General features: G+C 49.5%; 10 protein-coding genes and 2 pseudogenes. 7 read left to right on the plus strand and 5 right to left on the minus strand.

Annotation, left to right across the window (positions count from 1 at the left end; translation table 11 throughout):
* The first annotated feature begins 112 nt into the window (after positions 1-112).
* The 4 genes from FO014_RS21720 to FO014_RS21735 all read left to right on the plus strand — a co-directional run bounded on the left by FO014_RS21720 (position 113) and on the right by FO014_RS21735 (position 7,325).
* Positions 113-682 carry a TetR/AcrR family transcriptional regulator gene (locus tag FO014_RS21720; protein ID WP_160031028.1) on the plus strand — a complete coding sequence of 190 codons (570 nt, stop codon included), beginning with the start codon at positions 113-115 and terminating at the stop codon, positions 680-682.
* 608 nt (positions 683-1,290) lie between these two features.
* Positions 1,291-2,640, plus strand: a complete 1,350-nt coding sequence (locus tag FO014_RS21725; protein ID WP_160031029.1) for an MFS transporter — start codon at positions 1,291-1,293, stop codon at positions 2,638-2,640.
* A gap of 140 nt (positions 2,641-2,780) precedes the next feature.
* Positions 2,781-3,677: a PhzF family phenazine biosynthesis protein gene (locus tag FO014_RS21730; protein ID WP_160031030.1), complete on the plus strand. Its 897-nt coding sequence runs from the start codon at positions 2,781-2,783 to the stop codon at positions 3,675-3,677.
* A gap of 339 nt (positions 3,678-4,016) precedes the next feature.
* Entirely contained in the window at positions 4,017-7,325 is a 3,309-nt protein-coding gene (locus tag FO014_RS21735) for an autotransporter outer membrane beta-barrel domain-containing protein (RefSeq protein WP_160031031.1), read from the plus strand.
* A gap of 175 nt (positions 7,326-7,500) precedes the next feature.
* On the opposite strand, the gene FO014_RS24085 is transcribed toward FO014_RS21735, so the two are convergent.
* The 4 genes from FO014_RS24085 to FO014_RS21750 form a co-directional block, all read right to left on the minus strand.
* Positions 7,501-7,866, minus strand: coding sequence for a helix-turn-helix transcriptional regulator (locus FO014_RS24085; RefSeq protein WP_246168022.1), 366 nt, complete (start codon positions 7,864-7,866; stop codon positions 7,501-7,503).
* Between the two features lie 46 nt (positions 7,867-7,912).
* Positions 7,913-8,488 carry an AraC family ligand binding domain-containing protein gene (locus FO014_RS24090; protein ID WP_246168024.1) on the minus strand — a complete coding sequence of 192 codons (576 nt, stop codon included), beginning with the start codon at positions 8,486-8,488 and terminating at the stop codon, positions 7,913-7,915.
* A 76-nt stretch (positions 8,489-8,564) separates the two neighbouring features.
* Entirely contained in the window at positions 8,565-10,919 is a 2,355-nt protein-coding gene (locus tag FO014_RS21745) for a beta-glucosidase family protein (protein WP_160031032.1), read from the minus strand.
* A gap of 17 nt (positions 10,920-10,936) precedes the next feature.
* Entirely contained in the window at positions 10,937-12,298 is a 1,362-nt protein-coding gene (locus FO014_RS21750) for an MFS transporter (protein WP_160031033.1), read from the minus strand.
* A gap of 529 nt (positions 12,299-12,827) precedes the next feature.
* Between FO014_RS21750 and FO014_RS21755 the strand changes: the two genes are divergently transcribed.
* The 3 genes and pseudogenes from FO014_RS21755 (at position 12,828) to FO014_RS21765 (ending at position 15,682) form a co-directional block, all read left to right on the plus strand.
* Positions 12,828-12,998: a hypothetical protein gene (locus FO014_RS21755; RefSeq protein ID WP_325964099.1), complete on the plus strand. Its 171-nt coding sequence runs from the start codon at positions 12,828-12,830 to the stop codon at positions 12,996-12,998.
* An 816-nt stretch (positions 12,999-13,814) separates the two neighbouring features.
* A pseudogene (locus tag FO014_RS21760) lies at positions 13,815-14,591 on the plus strand (nuclease-related domain-containing protein); the annotation flags it as partial.
* Complete coding sequence (locus FO014_RS21765; protein ID WP_246168026.1) at positions 14,573-15,682, plus strand: hypothetical protein; 1,110 nt, start codon at positions 14,573-14,575, stop codon at positions 15,680-15,682. The pseudogene FO014_RS21760 and the gene FO014_RS21765, both read left to right, overlap by 19 nt.
* Before the next feature lie 27 nt (positions 15,683-15,709).
* On the opposite strand, the pseudogene FO014_RS21770 reads toward FO014_RS21765, so the two are convergent.
* Positions 15,710-16,635, minus strand: a pseudogene (locus FO014_RS21770) (IS481 family transposase); the annotation flags it as partial.
* Positions 16,636-16,793 lie beyond the last annotated feature (158 nt).

Genomic DNA, 16,793 nt, shown 5'->3' on the forward strand with positions numbered 1-16,793 from the left:
TCTGCCGCGAGGCGGAGTATGTTAACATCATCCCGCCGCACGCCAGACAGGCTGGGGATGCGGCGGTTGGAGCGATTGATCCGCGCTGATATTACGGGCTACAGGAGGAAAAATGGGACGCGTATCTAAAGAACAGATGGAACATAACCGGAAAAATATCATTAAAGCGTCCTCAGAACTGTTTCGTCAGCGGGGGCTTGACGGTGTCAGCGTAAACGACATTATGTCGGCCGTCGGCCTGACCCATGGCGGCTTTTATGGGCACTTTAGTTCCAAGGATGAGTTAGAGGCGTTGGCCTGCCGCCAGGCATTTGATGATACGGATGCTTTCCTGGATCAAGGCGACATGGGCAGCTTTGCACAACTGGTTGAATACTATCTTTCAACGGAACACCGTGATAACACCCGTAGCGGATGTACGGTCTCGGCGCTGGCCAGCGATGTGTTGCGTAAAGATCGTGAAAAGCCGGTTCGCGAGACTTACAAAGCCGGCGTCAAAAAAATGGCAGAGCGCCTGGCCGCGATTGAAGAAGATAAACCGGATACGGCGCCTGCCGACAAGCATCTGACACAGCTAGCGCTGATGGCGGGGGCGTTGATGTTGGCAAGGGCAACGGAAGGGGATGAAATTTCCGAACGTTTCCTTTCGGCAGCAAAAATAGCGCTACTCGGGACAAAGTGAAAGTGGCGTTAAAAATAGTGAAAACTTAAATTTAGGGGGTATTTTAATTGCAATCGGATTAGCAGATGTTAATGGCCTATAATAGGCTTTAAATAAAATATAAAAACATGAAAAACGACGCTTCGATATCTAAAAGCGACAGGTGAATAAATAGTATTTAATATCTGGCGCGCCTCCCTAAAAAATCACGCCGTAATAAAAAATAAAATCAATAGGTTATCCTAAGCAAGCGACCAAACCGGCAGCGATTAATGTTATCCCTCCAGTATTTTTCTCTAAATGAAAATCATATGGTAGCCAATGATCTTATCTAACTAATTGATGTTTATTGTGTTTTATTAATGGGTTCATTCGTGAATATTGTTGTTATTTGGTGTGTGACGACGGTTTTGTTGAACACCCAAAAACTTTATGCGACTCTGCGGTTGAACTTGTCTGTCATTAATTTTCGAATTAGAAGTTAATCTGTTATCAATAATGGACTAATGACTTAACGACAGAATCAAAAAGACACTGAATATTCCACGCTATAACCGCGCAGGGGAAGCGCATTCCCCTGTAATTTCAACCTACATCTGGTTAGAACACCCAAACAGGGGAAGATGGCTATGGATAATATGACGCCCGTCTCGGCAGCCACGCTGCGTAAGGTGACAACCGCCGCAGCGATTGGTAATTTCGTCGAGTGGTTTGATTTCGCCGTCTATGGCTTTCTGGCGACGATCATCGCGCAACAATTTTTTTCGGCAGATCTGCCGCAGGCGGCATTGTTACAGACATTCGCCGTATTCGCCGTGGCTTTTGCACTGCGCCCGCTGGGCGGGGTGATATTCGGTATGCTGGGCGACAAACTGGGCCGCAAGCGTATTTTGTCTTTAACCGTGTTACTGATGGCGGGATCGACCACGATCATTGGTCTGCTGCCCACCTATGCCAGCATTGGCATGCTGGCGCCGCTGTTTCTGACGCTAACCCGCTGTGTTCAAGGGTTTTCTGCTGGTGGTGAATATGCCGGGGCCTGCGCCTATGTGATGGAGCATGCCCCTAACCACAAACGCGCCTGGTACGGCAGTTTTATCACGGTTTCTACCTTTTCCGCCTTTGCCGCAGCGGCGACGATTACCTATCTGCTGGATGCCAGCCTGAGCGCGGAGCAGATGAGCCGTTGGGGTTGGCGTATTCCTTTTCTGGTGGCGGCACCGCTCGGCCTGGTTGGCGTTTATCTGCGGCTGCGTATGGAAGAGACGCCGGCGTTTCGCGCGGCGCTTGCTGAATCCGCCACTGCCCACGCACCGTTAAGCGAGACGTTACGCCAGCAGGCGGGGAATATCTTGCGGCTGGGGGCGTTTATCTCTTTGACGGCGCTGTCGTTTTATATGTTCACCACTTATTTTTCCACCTTCCTGCAACTGGAAGGGCATTTTAGCCGTGCTGCCGCGCTGTTGGTTTCCACCGTTGCGCTGCTGTTTGCCGCTGGAATGTGTCCGCCGGTCGGTGCGCTGTGCGATCGGATAGGGCGCAGAAAAACCGTCGCCCTGACCGGAGTCTGGGTGATACTGAGCGTCTATCCTGCCTGGCAGTTGGCCAGCTCAGGCCATCTTTGGGCAGCGATTCTCGGCGATCTGCTGTTGGCGACCGGGGCGGTATTGTCCGGCGTGGTGACGGCGGCGCTGCTCTCGGAAGTTTTCCCCACCCGAGCGCGCTATACCGCCTCCGCGATTACTTATAATCTGGCCTACACAATTTTTGGCGGAACGGCGCCTTTAGTCGCGACCTGGCTGATCGGCTACACCGGCAGCAGCGTGTCACCGGCATTTTATCTGGCGCTGGTGGCATTACTGGCGCTGGCTGGTGGCCTGGCGCTGCCGGAAACCTCGCGCATTTCATTGCATGGAGAACAAGATAAACGGTCGGCGCAGGCAGGTTTCAAGGCATTGAAAGCAGGGGGAGAGAGTTAAACGTCTCGTCAAGTGTATAAGATCCCGGCAACGTCCGGGATCCACATGTTAAGGTGTATATATCCGACTGAACTATTGAATAATCTGCATATTTCGGTAGATTGAGAACCCTCTCAGTAAAACCTAGCGGATTAGGGTAAATGCTCAAAAGTGATAACGTAACGCCACGCGCCTACAAACAGATTGATGTATTTACCACCTCGCCACTGCAGGGAAACCCCCTGGCGGTGATCCTGGAAGCGGAAGGGTTGGATGAAGCGCAGATGCTTGCGTTAGCGCGCTGGACCAACCTTTCGGAAACCACCTTCGTTTTCAAGCCGACGCATCCGGCCGCAGATTACCGGGTGCGCATCTTTACCCCTGAAAAAGAGTTGCCCTTTGCCGGGCATCCGACATTGGGCACGGCCCATGCCTTACTGGAAGCTGGTTTGGTGACCAAACAACCGGGGGTGATGATGCAGGAATGCGGAGTCGGTCTGGTGGCGGTCAATATCCTGCCGGAAGGCACGCTGGCGTTTGCCGCGCCGGAGGTCACGCTGCGCACGCTGACACTTGAGGAACGGCAGCAGTTGGCGGCCGATTTTCAACCGGCGGTAATGGCTACAGAGATTCTGCCGGTGGTGGCCGACATGGGCATCCGTTGGCTGATGGTGCGTATGCCAGACGCGCAATCCTGTCTGGCGATGACGCCAAACCAGGCCATGATTAAGAAGATGCAAATTGATTATCAGGTTGACGGCGTGGTGATTTATGGCGCTTATCCATCCGGCGATCCCGCAGATTACGAGATACGGGCGTTTCTGGTGGAGTGGGACAAGCTGGTCGAGGATCCGGTGACCGGCAGCGCCAATGCGTGTCTGGCCCGTTTGCTGCAGACCAATAACTTCCCCGACGGTGGTGTAACGGCACAGGGATATCAGGTCCGGCAAGGCACTCAACTGCATCGCGAGGGCCGGGTCAGCGTAAGTTTTATTCGCGATGAGCCGTGGATTGGCGGTCAGAGCTGTACGCTGATTGACGGGGTGCTGAAGATTTAGGTGTATTTGGTGAGATTAAAAACGCTGAACGAGCTAATTGTTTATACGTAGCGGTTCAGCTGCATCTGCCGGCAACGCGTAATTTCTCAGTGTGATGCCGTTGATAAGGCAATCCGTCACGCTTTTCGATTACGCACGATATTTTCAATCTGCTCCGTATGCTGCCCTCCCGTTTATAAAATACTGGAAGACGAGGCTATCGCAGAGCAAGGTCTCCTATTGTTATAAATTATCAAGTCATCTCGATAGTTATCATATTTGTTTATGATTTATTAAGTTCAGATGTGAGCTTATATTGACGGACGTAGAAGTTTGCTTTTTTACACAAGGATGGTTGGTATGAAAAGTTTTTTTATGACGGCTGCATTAACTGGTTTATTAGCCAGCAATAATTTGTATGCAGGAGAAAGCTATCTGGTCTATAACCCTCAAAATATTGCTGTATTTCAAGTGCGTTTCTTTAATGTTGGCGACGGACCCTTTATGCCGAATTGGCCGATAGATTCTGAGTCAACCTGGGATCTGGGTCAGCAACAGAAAGAAAAAATACTCGATGCCATGCGTTACTGGGCTGAAGTTATCACCCCCAGACCGGGGCAATTGCCCGCCATTATCAATATCGGTACGTTTGACGTTAATAATGCTGCGGGATCCAGCGACTCAGTAAGCAATGGTGTTATCAGTCTGACGCAACTGCAGGGGGCTTTAAACGGCATTGATACCGGAGAGTTGACCTTCGGCTCCCATGCCCAGTTCATCATGGGCAAACTGGATTTTGACGACGTTCCCTATGTGCCTGCGCAATTGCCGCGCACAGGAAAGACTGATCTGGTCAGCGTCGCTGTTCATGAGCTGGCCCATGGCCTGGGAATATCCAATATGGTTACCGATCTGCAAGGAAGTGGCACATTCACGCCCACTTTCTATACTGAGCCTTTTGGCTCCTGGACCAGCCATCTGCGCGACGATCGTGGCAATCCTGCCCGACCAGGGCAAGTAATACTGTGTAATGGATGCAATAACCCATGGGATCAGCAAGGCTTTGATGTACGGCTCGATAAAGGCTATTTCACAGGCAGGCACGTAGATGAAGTGCTTGCAGGCGCCATGCCTGGCGTGCCGGTGAAAATGTTGGGAGACGACGGTTCGGTCGATGATAACTACATGAGCCATATCGAGCTGAAAAACAGCATGATGAGCCACCAGAACTACCGCAATTACACAACTTTTATGGAAGCAGAACTGGCGTTGCTGCAGGACATGGGGTATCAGATTGACCGACGTAACTTTTTCGGTTTTTCGCTATATGGCAATGGGCAAACTCTCATTAACCATAATGGCTATTTTCTGCGTAATCAGCAGGGGGATGGCTATCTGGCAGGGCAATATAACACCGCAACGTTGGGGGTTGGCCTGCACGTGTATGGCAGCAATAACCATATCTTTCAGCAAGCGGATCTGTTGACACAAGGAGCTGGCGGCGCGGGTGTCCGCGTTGATGGGCAAAATAACACCCTGAGCATCGAACCTGGAACACGGGTTTACGCCGATGGGGTGAATGGCCGTGGGGTGATGTTTGCCTACGGTAAACAGCATAACCTTATTCAACGTGGCGATATTCAGGCGTTAGGAGCTAATGGCGTCGCTATCAGCTTTGATTTTGGCAATAATCTCCTGGGGAACGAAGTGGACTATCGTGGATCCTGGCTCCATATCGTCGACGGGTATAACGAAGCATTATTACCCGAGTTGCAGGGATCCCTGGTAGATAATGCCGACATTAGCGGACGGGTTGCCGGTAAAGGCGCGGCGATTTATATTTCGCCAAATGCGCTGGTCGGTAATATAAATATATTAAATGGCGCCCGGCTGGAAGGTGATATTTACTCGGACTACGCCCAGCGGGATGCCTACGGCCAACCGCGGTTGACGCAGCTTACCTTCGGTCGGAAGGCCAATACGCATGGGCAGGCGACGGATGGTGCTGATTCTGATTTCAGCTTTACTTACCGTGGAAACATTGAAGGTATCAATAATCTAGCACTGAACGCGCACGGAGGGAAAACCTCGCTTAATGGCGACTTTCAGATTTACAGCATGACTATTTCACCGGGTGCCATACTATCCGGCAACGGCAGCTACACCCTGAACGAGGAAGGACGCTTTTTAAATAACGGGGTCCTCGCGCCGGGCAATTCACTTGGGCAAATCAATATAACAGGCGCTTATCAACAGGGGGATACCGGACAGTTGCTGTTGGAAGTCGACGGTCGCGGTAGGCATGATACGCTGCGAGTGGACGGTCACGCACAATTCAACGGTCAACTGACGTTTGCGCCGCAGCCGGACTGGTATGCGGCAAACTGGCGACTGGATTCGCAAGATTTGCTAAAAGCAGATTCGTACAGCGGCGAATTCAGTACGGTGAACAGCTTGCTCCGCTCACCCACGCTGGCGCTGCAGACAACGCCTCAGGGAGAGAATAGCTGGCAGCTCTCGATGCTGCGCGCTTCCAACGCGTACAGCCGGTATGCGCAGGACGATAATGCGCGGCAGGTGGGGCAGGCGCTGGATAAAATTGTGGCGGAAGCCAATTCGGATATACAACCGTTGTACCGTACTCTGGATTTCTCGGCCACTGATGGCGGGAGTATCAGCGATGCCTTGCAGCAACTTTCTGCGGAAGCTTATAGCGCCATGTTCGCGAGTTCCCTTCACCGTGAACAGCAGATAACGCGGATCATCGGCGGGCTTAATCCTGTCGTTACGCGGAAACAATTGGCGGAAGGCGAATGGCGCAGCTTTGCCATACCCTTTGGCGGCGGCTTCTGGCAGCAGCGTCAGGGTGGTAGTGTAGGGTACGACGCCAGCAGTTATGGCATGGTGTTTGGCGCCGAAAAACAAAACGATCGGGATCGCAACTGGATTTATGGCTTTCATGGTGCGGTCAGCGGCCAATCGGTGACGGTTAAATCACCAGAAACCGCGAATGGGAAAACCACTGCTTTCGATCTGGGTATTCATGCTCGTTACGGCGTTGAGAGGTCCGAAGGGATGTATTTATTCGGCAATGGCCGATTCGGCATTGAAGACAGCTGGCTGGATAGAAACATTCATGTAGAAACTTACAGAGCAAGCCACCATGCCACCTGGACTGGATGGTCAGGCTCTATTACGGCCGGCGGGGGCTATCGTTGGGCGCTGAATGATAATGTGAACGCCGGACCGGTAACTTCATTAAATTACACCACATTACATCGCCCTGGCGTGAAAGAAAGCGGTAATGACGGCAGCCGGCTGGTGCTAGGTTCGGAGACCTTCGATACTCTGCGATCGAGTATCGGGGTGAATGGTAACTGGAATTTGCCGCTCGCTTCAGGGGCGTCGATTGCAGCTGAGTTGCAGCTTACCTGGGATCATGAACTGCTGGATGGCAATATAGTGCAACAAGCCTCTTTCGCCAACTATCGCAGCACAGGGTTTAGTTCCAGGAATCAGGTGACTGGCCGTGACACACTGGGGGTTAAGGCTGGAATGAGCTATAAAATCAACACTGATGTCGAGTTGGGCATCGGGATTGAAAGCGAATTGTTTCGTTCTGGCTATGATTCGATCGCAGGTAATCTTTCAGCCACCTGGCGTTTCTGATATCTGAAGATGAGAAATAATACGGCTGGCCGTAATAAATCCACGGCGTCCCCGGCTTTGCCGGGGAATTCCATACGAACCTGGACAAGGTAACGTTCACGGAATTTAACTATTCAGGGTGGTCTCTTTTCAGAATAAAGTTTCTTTCTATTTTGTAGAATGTTTTCGACAGCGCTCAAGTAGCTGATGGGGGTAATTGCCGCAGGAGTGCGACAATCTGCGGGTCCAGCGGCAGGCAACAGAAATTTGTCATGATTTGCATTTCTGCTGCAGAGTTGATTGCTGTCAGGTAGCTTTTTCTAAATTCTGTTGGCGTCATGCGGCAATACTTGTTGAAAGCAAAAATCAGCTGTTTATGACCGCTGAAACCGCAGGTGTAGCTGATGTCGGTGATCGGGATATTGGTGTCTTTCAGCAACAGTTTGGCCTTATTAATCCTGACCATGGTCAGATATTCTTTAAAATTGTAGCCGCTGATCTTTTTGAACGTGCGTGAGAAATGGTGGTAACTGACACCGGCGTTATCGGCAACGGTGGACAAATTCAGCTCGTCGTCAAAATGCTGATTGATAAATTCGATGCCGTATTTAACTAGCTGTTGGTCTTTTTTTTTTGAACGTCATCTGTTGCCGATCGGCCTGTTTTTCTCTTGCCGCCGCCAGTGAGCTCAACAGTTGATACACCAGAGCAATACGGGTAAACGAAGATTGGGCGTGAACCAGATGTTCAAGCAAAGCGAGCACGCAGCTGCGAATCTGTTGGTCTTCGCCAGGCTCCTGCTGATGAAATAGGGCGTAATCCAGCTGAGGGGCCGGATGGAGTTCATCAAACAGATTTGGAGCGAACTGGATCGTCAGCAGTTGGCTATTTGGCGCGCGAGCCTCTAACGAGTGGATTTCATCCGGATTGATATAGAGCATGCTGCCTGCCGCTGCGAGCGAAGTGGCGTGACCCAGAGTCACGGAGAATTCTCCCGACAGAATGCAGATAAGCTCAGGCGCCGAGTGCCAGTGCGGTTCACAGTAGTAAACCTCCGCGGCGAACACGTTCAGCTTCTCGGCATCAAATGAGATCAGCTCATAACCGCTACCTTCATGGATTGCTGCGACCGCTTGCTGTTGCGATTTTAGCCTTGGCCGCTGTGTGACAGAAAAAGGAAACATCGGCTTAATCCCCGTGAGTTAACAACGTAAATGCGTAATGATTCCCTCTCCCCAAGGGAGAGGGAATGGGCGGGCTTTAACCCTCTGCCTTACTGCCCTGCAAGGCGGACGCCAACTCCTGCCGAGTAATATCAATGGCCAGGAACTCTGTCAGGGCAATAAACAGGCCGCAGAACAGATCGGGGGCAACCGCAATCAGTTTTTCCCTCACAAGCGATTCCGGCAGGTTGTTTTTGCTAACCAACAACTTGACCACCCGATCAAAAGCCGGCGGATTGTTGAGCAACTGCTGCAATGAGTTATCCGTTCTTAACGACAGATAAAAGGGTTGCGCCAGTACGTTGACCGTCGTACTAATCGCAATATCCCGTGAAGAACGAGCCGCGTGCAACTGATATTCACCCGCATTCACTACCCAGTCGGCCATACCAGGATGGAAACAGGCAAAATCTTGCCAGTTGAGCACCATGCTCACGGTCTTGGTTTCACCCGGTTCAAGATGAACTTTGGCAAAGGCTTTCAAGGCCCGCTCTTCACGCAACAGTTCCCCTGATGGTGCGGAAAGATAGAGTTGCACCACCTCTTTACCCGCTACTTTACCGCTATTGGTTACCTCTACGTTGACGGTCAGCGACTGACCTTCCTCAAGCTGTGCCGCCGAGGTTGTCAGATTGGCGTAGCTGAATGTGGTATAGCTTAGGCCGAAACCAAACGGGAATTGCGGCACCAGTTTACGACGATCGTAATAGCGATACCCCACAAACAGTCCTTCACTGTAATGATGGCGTAGGTCTTCACCTGGATAACTGAGCCAGGCTGGCGTCTCTTCCAGCGTATTGGGCACAGTCACGGTCAATTTGCCACAAGGGTTGGCCCGGCCAAATATAATATCGGCCACGGCCCGGCCCATACCTTGTCCGGCAAAGAAAGTTTCCAGCACGGCCTTGCAATCGGACAGCCAGGGCATTACCACGGCATCGCTGTTGGCAAGTACGACCACCAAATTGGGCTGTTGTCTGGCGACGGCTCGGATCAGCGCCTCATGGCTAGGCAGGATATTCAAATCCTTGCGATCCCCATTTTCACCGTCTTCACCAATGGCGGTACTGACGAAAACCACGGCAACATCGGCATTTTTCGCGGTATCAACGGCCAGCGCCAACGCTTGTTCATCAATAACGTTATCTTCAGGGGTACCGATGGCATAGTCGATATTGAAATCGCTGCCTGCCACGTCAAAAATCTCATCAAGAGGCCGATCGAGCATGTAAGGTACGGTAGTGGCACAGCCAGAGCCTTGGATCACCGGTTCTTGCGCCGGTTTACCCAACACGGCGACGGTGCGCTGTTTGTTTGGCTGTAACGGCAGGATGTTATCTTCATTTTTCAGCAGAACAAGGGATTCGGCGGCAAGCTGCTGCGCCAACTGATGATGCCGCTGATAGTCGGCCTGAGTCCCCGGTTTGCGGTGTTGTTGCACTTTGTCTATCAGCGTCAGCATGCGCAGGCAGGCAGTATCCAGAACTTCTGCTGGTATTTCTCCCTGTTCGATCGCTTGCAGCAGTTCCTGCTTATCGCGCTGTGTTTCCGGCATAGCTAGATCGTTACCCGCCAGTAAGGAGGTAGGGCGATCTTTGATGCCATACCAATCGGACATCACCAGTCCGTCATATTGCCACTCGTTACGTAACACTTCGGTCAGTAACCAGGGGTCCTGCGAGGTTTGCACGCCATTGAGTCGGTTATAGGATGACATCACCGTCCAGGGGTTGGATTTATCGATAGCGCGTTTAAAACCACTGAGATAAATCTCGCGTAGCGCCCGTTTCTCAATCACCGAATCCATTTCGGTGCGTCGAAACTCCGAGTTATTGGCGGCGAAATGCTTCAGGCTGGCCCCCACGCCGCCGTCTTGCAGGCCGTTGATTAATGCGGCAGCAATGTCTCCGCTGACCACAGGATCTTCCGAGTAGTATTCATAACCTCGGCCAGCCAATGGCGTGCGGCGGATGTTGATCCCTGGGCCGAGTAAAATACCTACTCCCATCTCCTGACACTCTTTTGCTAACGCTTCACCCATTTTGTACACCAGATCGCTATCCCAACTGCAGGCTAACGTAGAGCCGTTGGGGAAGCAGGTGGCGGGTTTGGATTTACTGAACAGCGCTTCAGATCCTCCTTTCTGTTCTTCCTGTTCAACGTCGCCTGCGCTTTGGCCAATCACAGCGAGGAAATCGGTGATATTCCAGTTTTCCCCTTGTTCAATCTGGCTGGTGCTGTAACGAACGCCATAGGTGCCATCCGTCATGACGATGTCTTCAATACCATGCTGCAGGAGGCGGGCGGTGCGCCACAAGCCGCTGCCGCTGAGTAGCGCCACTTTTTCTTCGGCGGTCATGGCCGCAATGATGGCCTGAAACTCTCTTTTCATGTTAATTACCTGCAATGTTACAGCGCGTTAAGCTTGCGCGATTCAATGTCTTTAATGAGATTCCGGTAGGTGTTCTCGTCCAGGGAATAGAAAAAGATAAACACCATCCCCAGGGCAAACATCAGGCCAGGGAACAGGGTCATCATTAAATTAATGCCGTTTAACGCATTGGCACTGATATGCTCGGAGGAGTAGTCAAAGTAGTCGAGCATCAGTCCGGCACAGCCCCCACCAATCGCCATGGCAATTTTGGTGATGAAGTTAAAGAAGCCGTAAATAGCCCCTTCGGTGCGTACGCCATGCTTCCATTCAGCAAATTCAACAGTGTCGGCAACCATCGACCACATCGCGACAAACCCCATCCCGAGCGTAACGCTGAACAGGCAAACGCCGGTCATAATCAGGTAGCTGTTATCACCTGCCAGGAAATACTGGAACATCACCCCGGCAATCCCGATCAGCAGCCCCAATTGCACCATTTTCTTTTTACCCATGATGTTGATGAGTTTTTCTGACACGATGGTGCCTGCCACGTAGGCAGCGGATTGAATGGCAAAGAACTTGGCGGTAAAGGTTTCATCGCCCAGGGTGTATTTGATGAAGTAAATCGCAATGGCCATCCACACCGTATAGGCGATATAGAAGAACACGGTGAACAGAGAAAGGTTGATTAACGGTAAGTTGCCAGAGACTGCGGTGACCATTTCTTTTAACGTGGGGGGCTTTTGATCCGGCAGGCCAATCACCCGTTCTTTGGTCATGCCAAAGCAGGCCAGGAAGAAGAAAGTCGCCAACAGGCTGAAACTGCTGACAGCAAACACATACCCCATCTTCTGGTCGGTAAACTGCGAAATCAGTAAATCTGCGCTGGTAGAGACAATCAGATAACCGACAATCGCTAACACAAAGCGATAGACCGACAATGATGCCCGCGAACCTTCATGCTGAGTCAACATATTGGTCATGGCGGAATAGGGGGTATTGACCGAGGTGTAGGCCAGACAGTAGATGGTGTAGGAAATCAGCGCGTAGTAAAACTTGAATTCGCTGTCGAAGGTGCTGAAACACAGCACCGTCAGAATGCCCAATGGCACGGCCCCAAACAGTAGGTAAGGCCGTAGCTTGCCATAGCGGGTATGGGTTTTATCAATCAAGTAACCGACGAAAATGTTAAATATCGCATCCAGGATACGAGCGATCACAAAGATCAAACTCGCCTGAACGGCGGTAATGCCATAAATATTTGTATAGAAAAACAGCAAGAATAGAGAGACAAATCCAAACGACAGGTTGGAGGCCAGATCGCCAAACCCGTATCCTATTTTTTCCCTAATGCTGACCTTTACGTAACTGTCAGAGGCAATTTCTGTGGTTTTCATTATTGTTCACTCATTCAGATTGGCTTCGTCCTGAGTATACCTAGCAGGCTAGAGCAGCGGCTTGCTCACCTTTGTTTATACGCTTCCTATTTTTTGCTCTCTTCCGGCGTTGTACCGGAGTTGTGAGTGAGGTCACAGGGTGAGGTAGCTGGTTACTGTTTCAGGGGGACTGGAATAACCTGGCGCCAGGATAGATGGCTGGAGAAACATGGAAAAGCAGAGACCAGTATAATTCTGTGTAACTCCAATCAATACCGTGCTGAAAAGATGAAAGAGATTAAAATTTCCGAAGACTCCGCATAAATTTCGCCGCAGTTATGTTATTAAGAGGTATTAAATAAATCGTGCGTTTTGGTGAAATCTGCAGAGGTAAGATAGCCATTCATTCTCAGATTTCACGTAGCGCGATCAAAATAGGCGGGCGTTTTGACCGATTATTGCGGGCTTTTGTCGGTACTCCAGTCATTGGAGGTTCAGCTGCATCTGCCGGCGATGCGTAACAACACAGAGATCGTTGGCGAGTTGCTGCATGATGATTGGCGAAGGCGTCGCATTGCTGAGGTATAAAAGTTTTCAGCGTGATACCGGTGGCAAGGTGGTGCGTCGTACGGAACGTTCGTCAATCTGGCTGTGGTCGTCATCAGAAAAAGGAGCTCGTTGGCAGATGCGTTTTCATCAGGGCACGGCGATCGATGATTGAGCCTGGAGAACCTTTAAACCAGAATGATGGCCAAGGGATATAAACCTTGGCAAATCTGGCAAAGGTTGAAGGTGAGGTGAGATAGAGAGCCAAGGGGTAGCCAGGTGCGCATCCATTAATTCAATTTGACTTATGTTGTGTGAGAATCCAGTTCATAAGAGGTATTCTCAATATGCCTCTGACTTAAATGAATATTTTTAATGAAAACATAAACTAATTTCCAGTTAACTTCATGAACTAACAGAGAATCCGCTTCTTATGGACATTCTCTGTCAGCTTACTTTACTCCAGTTCATGAACCATTCCCCGCCGTAACCGCATAACCAGCCCCATCAAGATTTAAGGGTTATCTGATTGTCTTCTTGAATAATCCATGAGGTTTGGTAACATTTGGATACATCGATACTTAAGTGGAAATGATACCTCTGATGGCGGTAGCGTTCTGACAGCTGGCTGGGAATACTTGAGGATATATCGGTAGGGAAGCTTAAGGTTCGCTCTGTTTCAGTTCATAAACCATTTCCAATCGCATACCCAAGCACGTAAAATTTTAGGAGGTATCTGACTACCTTCTTGAAAAATCTATAATTTTTGATAACATTTAGACACATTAATAGTTAGTGAGGAGTGTCATCCCTTCGGGGGGAAATAGTACAGGCTCTTGAAGAACTCTTGGTGACGGGCTTGAACGGAAGCACGGACTGGAACGGCCGATGGGAGGCAAAACTTCGCTTTGCCTTACATGACCAGAATAAATGGCCTGACTTTTTAAGCAAATTTAGATGAAATCTAAGGGGAACTCCGTTGGAAGTAGAAATGTGGGATGGTGGCTTACAAGAGCAGGAAGTGTTGGCTATCGAGAAAATAAAGGCTGCTTTTTCAGTCAACGTATCAAAGCCTAGCAATCCTGTTCGTGGCGGTTCAATTGGCGAGCAGCTACAAAGCTACGGTTTTACCGGCAATGGAATGTTCCCCTGGAAAGGTTATGCAGGTTTTCGTTTTGTTGAGGCAAAAAAAGAAGGTGAATTTGATTTAGTCATTGTTACGCATTGCAATGTGATCATAGTTGAGTTGAAGGACTGGAATCATCAGCCTGTAACTGCGCGTGGAGAGACTTGGTATAAGGGTGACAAAAACATGGGACGCTCGCCAGTAAGCGTGACCCGTGGCAAAAAGTTCACGTTGGACAACAAACTCAAGCGTCTGGCAGACCGTTTTACGAACAAAGGCTATGTTCCATTTGTACATTTCTTTGTTGTGATGACTGGCAATGCGGACTTCAGTGAGTTACCGGAAGAACAACGTCACCATACAATCTCGTTAACAGATTTTCTTAAATTTGCTGACCGAAATACATTCAACAACTACTTCAGACCCCATCCAGACTCCCAGGTTCTAAACAAAGATTTTCCCCTTTTTGATAACCTTTTCTTAGGGCCTCAGACAGCGCCAAAAGCCCTGAGGGTTAATGGCTTCGAAGCTATGGATATGATTTTCGAACATCCTAAAAAGGTGTATCGGGAATACTTGGCAAAATCAGAAATATCAGCAAATAGCGAAGCATTACTCAGAATATGGAATTTCCGGAACATGGTACCTTATCCTTTGATTTAGCCACATTTAGCTGCTTCAGCAACCAGACTTTCCAGGACCACTGGAGGGGAGGGTTAACATTAAAGGTTGATGACAACAACATTTCTCAAAGTGAGAAACTGGTTGAGAAGCACTTTCAGTACCAGTTTAATCAAATCCTGGATAAAGGTTACCTGTCTCACCTGCAGGTTCAGGGCGGAAAAGAACAACCTTCTATCTATACCGTTAATTCTGTTAATAAGCTGCGGCAAATACCGCTCCGTTTAACAACGGAATTTAAAATGGATAACGATGGTAAGGCTGTCGAGCGTGAAGACTATGAACAGTTAAACAGTTCGGAATGTGTTCATGAGTTAATGGCTGTTGAGATAGCTAGGTTATCACGACATAACAATACCATGAGTATTTTTAAGGCCATGGTATCCATTAACGATGACCTTACGCTTAAGCTGTTTGACTCTAAAACGAATCAGCTTAATCCATTATTTATCAAGGATATGCAGGCAATGGAAGAATACTCAGACTCAGGCAGGACGACTTTTTTAGGCCCGGTTTATTCTAAAAACAACTGGGAAAAGCTGCAGAAAGCTCTGGCACCGGTGCTTAATCAGCGTATCAGAGACAAAACCGATTATGGCGGTAGCCCGTTCGTCTGGGTAGCACCATCAGATCCCTACTGGTCAAAGAGTGTTCGATTTATCTCAAGCCTGAGCGATTTTCTTAACAGGTCAGCTACGAAGGATAAGCGGTTGTATAAACCGGTGCTGTACGTACCCGTCCAGGATGCAGGTGATGTCCGAGTTGCCAGACAGTGGAAGCATGAACTTGGGCAATTCCACGCGTGCGCTAAAGGGCTAGTTGAAGGACTGTTAGATGGTAATGTTGAGATCCTTCATCTTGAGGATGAGTTATCTGCTGTTATCTATCATATTTCTCAACCCGAAACGTTGCCTGTGACGATGCCACTGGGCTTCATCACAACGAACAAGGAGGCAGTTAAGATTATTGGTGCGCTGATTACTGAATATGTCAAAAGCATCACTGGTTTTGATAAGCCCCATGACTGTGGCGCAATTTCGGCAATGGTTTAAAAATCGTTGCAGACTGATTTGTGTGATTCATAGACATCGTTTCAATTTTCTCAGCTCAAGTTCAAGCTTATAATTCTGTTCCTGTATATGCTCTTCATTGGGCTGATAGTTTGCGTGAACGGTGTCGGAGTATGGCGTTTTCTCAGCAAGTTCAAAGTAGCGCTCCATCGGAGTTTTACCGTTGTGAGCGCTATGAGGACGTTCCCAGTTGTAGTAATGCTGCCATTCTGCAGCAGCTCCTTCAGGTCATCAGCAGAGAGATCTACGGTCGCGTAAAACTCAGCTTTGTCTGTTTTTTGGGAACGTTCAACTTTGCCGTTAAGATGAGGCGACGCTGGTTTATTTGGACGAAACTTGATGCCGTATTCTTTCAGTTTTGCCTGCACTTTAACGGCAAAAAACTCTCTTCCCCGGTTTGTCTGAAAGCGCTGTATCGGGAAAGGCATTTCTTCAATAACGCAATCAATAAAATCCAGTGTGTTTGTAGCCGAGCGACGAGAATAGAGCCTCAGTACTCTGTAGCGAGTGCAATCATCAACAGATGTGTACTGATATAAGCCGGGGCCAATTTTACAGGTATCCATCTGAACCCGGTCACCGGGAACAGGGCGTTCGTAGCGAATGAAGTCACCTTTACGCCGGAATTTAACAACAGGTTTCACCTGATTCTGGCAGAGGACTTTGTGGATTGTTGCTATTGCCAGTGAGATTGAATGAGGCCGTTTTAACTCGCTTTGAATCCGCCTTGCGCCCAGATTTCGCCGGGAGCGTAACTCCAGAATCAGAGCGACTTCGCCAGCGCCGGTTTTCGTTGATGGTGAGCGCTTAGGGCGTCGGCTATGACTTTCCAGACCAGTGATGCTCTGAGCCAGATATCTGCGCCACCATTTACGCAATGTGGGCCGAGAAATGCCACAGCGACGGCATACGAACCCCGCATCACCGGACGTTTCTGATCAGCGCAATAACGTAATGGATAGAGAAGGGGCAAACAGGTCGTCACATCCATTAATATCCACTGGCGTTGATGGCCAGGCACATCAAGTTGAGCGAGAGAGAACATGAACTATTAATCCTGAGAACATAATGTATATAAACCAAAAACTACTAT

It is taken from the genome of Serratia rhizosphaerae (genome assembly GCF_009817885.1).
GTDB lineage: Bacteria > Pseudomonadota > Gammaproteobacteria > Enterobacterales > Enterobacteriaceae > Serratia_B > Serratia_B rhizosphaerae.